The sequence below is a fragment of the Pseudomonas sp. MYb13 genome, from assembly GCF_002980075.1.
Classification (GTDB): Bacteria; Pseudomonadota; Gammaproteobacteria; order Pseudomonadales; family Pseudomonadaceae; genus Aquipseudomonas; species Aquipseudomonas lurida.
The window spans coordinates 2,462-5,771 of the sequence record NZ_PCQI01000037.1 but is presented as its reverse complement, the minus strand read 5'-3'; the positions used below and the strand labels follow the sequence as shown (position 1 = coordinate 5,771).

Sequence of the window (3,310 nt, the reverse complement as noted above, 5' to 3'; positions counted from 1 at the left end):
TCGGCGATGCATCGTTTCACTGCTGAGTTCGGGATGGGATCAGGTGGTTCCAATGCTCTATGGTCGTCAAGAAATTCGGGTACTGAGTCGTGGCCAGCTGGCCTCGCTTCAGCAAAATGGGTATGTGATAGCTTTCGGTGTTTGTGAGATTCGAACTTTCGGTTCATTTCGTCTTCACACACCGCAATCTGATGCTCGTTAGAGTAGTCAAATTGCTTGGGTGTTATATGGTCAAGCCTCACGGGCAATTAGTATTGGTTAGCTCAACGCCTCACAGCGCTTACACACCCAACCTATCAACGTCGTAGTCTTCGACGGCCCTTCAGGGAACTCAAGGTTCCAGTGAGATCTCATCTTGAGGCTAGTTTCCCGCTTAGATGCTTTCAGCGGTTATCTATTCCGAACATAGCTACCCGGCAATGCCACTGGCGTGACAACCGGAACACCAGAGGTTCGTCCACTCCGGTCCTCTCGTACTAGGAGCAGCCCCTCTCAAATCTCAAACGTCCACGGCAGATAGGGACCGAACTGTCTCACGACGTTCTAAACCCAGCTCGCGTACCACTTTAAATGGCGAACAGCCATACCCTTGGGACCGGCTTCAGCCCCAGGATGTGATGAGCCGACATCGAGGTGCCAAACACCGCCGTCGATATGAACTCTTGGGCGGTATCAGCCTGTTATCCCCGGAGTACCTTTTATCCGTTGAGCGATGGCCCTTCCATACAGAACCACCGGATCACTAAGACCTACTTTCGTACCTGCTCGACGTGTCTGTCTCGCAGTCAAGCGCGCTTTTGCCTTTATACTCTACGACCGATTTCCGACCGGTCTGAGCGCACCTTCGTACTCCTCCGTTACTCTTTAGGAGGAGACCGCCCCAGTCAAACTACCCACCATACACTGTCCTCGATCCGGATAACGGACCTGAGTTAGAACCTCAAAGTTGCCAGGGTGGTATTTCAAGGATGGCTCCACGCGAACTGGCGTCCACGCTTCAAAGCCTCCCACCTATCCTACACAAGCAAATTCAAAGTCCAGTGCAAAGCTATAGTAAAGGTTCACGGGGTCTTTCCGTCTAGCCGCGGATACACTGCATCTTCACAGCGATTTCAATTTCACTGAGTCTCGGGTGGAGACAGCGCCGCCATCGTTACGCCATTCGTGCAGGTCGGAACTTACCCGACAAGGAATTTCGCTACCTTAGGACCGTTATAGTTACGGCCGCCGTTTACCGGGGCTTCGATCAAGAGCTTCGCGTTAGCTAACCCCATCAATTAACCTTCCGGCACCGGGCAGGCGTCACACCCTATACGTCCACTTTCGTGTTTGCAGAGTGCTGTGTTTTTAATAAACAGTCGCAGCGGCCTGGTATCTTCGACCGGCATGAGCTTACGGAGCAAGTCCTTCACCCTCACCGGCGCACCTTCTCCCGAAGTTACGGTGCCATTTTGCCTAGTTCCTTCACCCGAGTTCTCTCAAGCGCCTTGGTATTCTCTACCCAACCACCTGTGTCGGTTTGGGGTACGGTTCCTGGTTACCTGAAGCTTAGAAGCTTTTCTTGGAAGCATGGCATCAACCACTTCGTTATCTAAAAGATAACTCGTCATCAGCTCTCGGCCTTAGAATCCCGGATTTACCTAAGATTCCAGCCTACCACCTTAAACTTGGACAACCAACGCCAAGCTGGCCTAGCCTTCTCCGTCCCTCCATCGCAATAACCAGAAGTACAGGAATATTAACCTGTTTTCCATCGACTACGCTTTTCAGCCTCGCCTTAGGGACCGACTAACCCTGCGTCGATTAACGTTGCGCAGGAAACCTTGGTCTTTCGGCGTGGGTGTTTTTCACACCCATTGTCGTTACTCATGTCAGCATTCGCACTTCTGATACCTCCAGCAAGCTTCTCAACTCACCTTCACAGGCTTACAGAACGCTCCTCTACCGCATCACTTACGTGATACCCGTAGCTTCGGTGTATGGTTTGAGCCCCGTTACATCTTCCGCGCAGGCCGACTCGACTAGTGAGCTATTACGCTTTCTTTAAAGGGTGGCTGCTTCTAAGCCAACCTCCTAGCTGTCTAAGCCTTCCCACATCGTTTCCCACTTAACCATAACTTTGGGACCTTAGCTGACGGTCTGGGTTGTTTCCCTTTTCACGACGGACGTTAGCACCCGCCGTGTGTCTCCCATGCTCGGCACTTGTAGGTATTCGGAGTTTGCATCGGTTTGGTAAGTCGGGATGACCCCCTAGCCGAAACAGTGCTCTACCCCCTACAGTGATACATGAGGCGCTACCTAAATAGCTTTCGAGGAGAACCAGCTATCTCCGAGCTTGATTAGCCTTTCACTCCGATCCACAGGTCATCCGCTAACTTTTCAACGGTAGTCGGTTCGGTCCTCCAGTTAGTGTTACCCAACCTTCAACCTGCCCATGGATAGATCGCCCGGTTTCGGGTCTATTCCCAGCGACTAGACGCCCTATTAAGACTCGCTTTCGCTACGCCTCCCCTATTCGGTTAAGCTCGCCACTGAAAATAAGTCGCTGACCCATTATACAAAAGGTACGCAGTCACAGAACAAAGTCTGCTCCCACTGCTTGTACGCATACGGTTTCAGGATCTATTTCACTCCCCTCTCCGGGGTTCTTTTCGCCTTTCCCTCACGGTACTAGTTCACTATCGGTCAGTCAGTAGTATTTAGCCTTGGAGGATGGTCCCCCCATATTCAGACAAAGTTTCTCGTGCTCCGTCCTACTCGATTTCATGACTAAGAGATTTTCGCGTACAGGGCTATCACCCACTATGGCCGCACTTTCCAGAGCGTTCCGCTAATCTCAAAGCCACTTAAGGGCTAGTCCCCGTTCGCTCGCCACTACTAAGGGAATCTCGGTTGATTTCTTTTCCTCAGGGTACTTAGATGTTTCAGTTCCCCTGGTTCGCCTCTTGCACCTATGTATTCAGTACAAGATAACCATCTTATGATGGCTGGGTTCCCCCATTCAGACATCTCCGGATCAAAGTCTGTTTGCCGACTCCCCGAAGCTTTTCGCAGGCTACCACGTCTTTCATCGCCTCTGACTGCCAAGGCATCCACCGTATGCGCTTCTTCACTTGACCATATAACCCCAAGCAATCTGGTTATACTGTGAAGACGACATTCGCCGAAAATTCGATAATACTCAATTACGAGTAACTCACAAATTTTACCTTAGCCTGATCCGTTACCAGTGAAAGTAACGTTCAGTCTATCTTTCTATCACATACCCAAATTTTTAAAGAACGATCTAATCAAAGACTAGAAATCAATA

The 3,310-nt window shown here is 50.6% G+C and carries 2 rRNA genes; both read right to left on the bottom strand.

Annotated elements, in window-relative coordinates:
* A 5S ribosomal RNA gene (rrf, locus tag CQ002_RS28025) occupies positions 1 to 71 on the bottom strand; the annotation flags it as partial.
* Positions 72 to 227: 156 nt separating this feature from the next.
* Positions 228 to 3,119: ribosomal RNA gene (locus tag CQ002_RS28020) — 23S ribosomal RNA — on the bottom strand.
* Positions 3,120 to 3,310 lie beyond the last annotated feature (191 nt).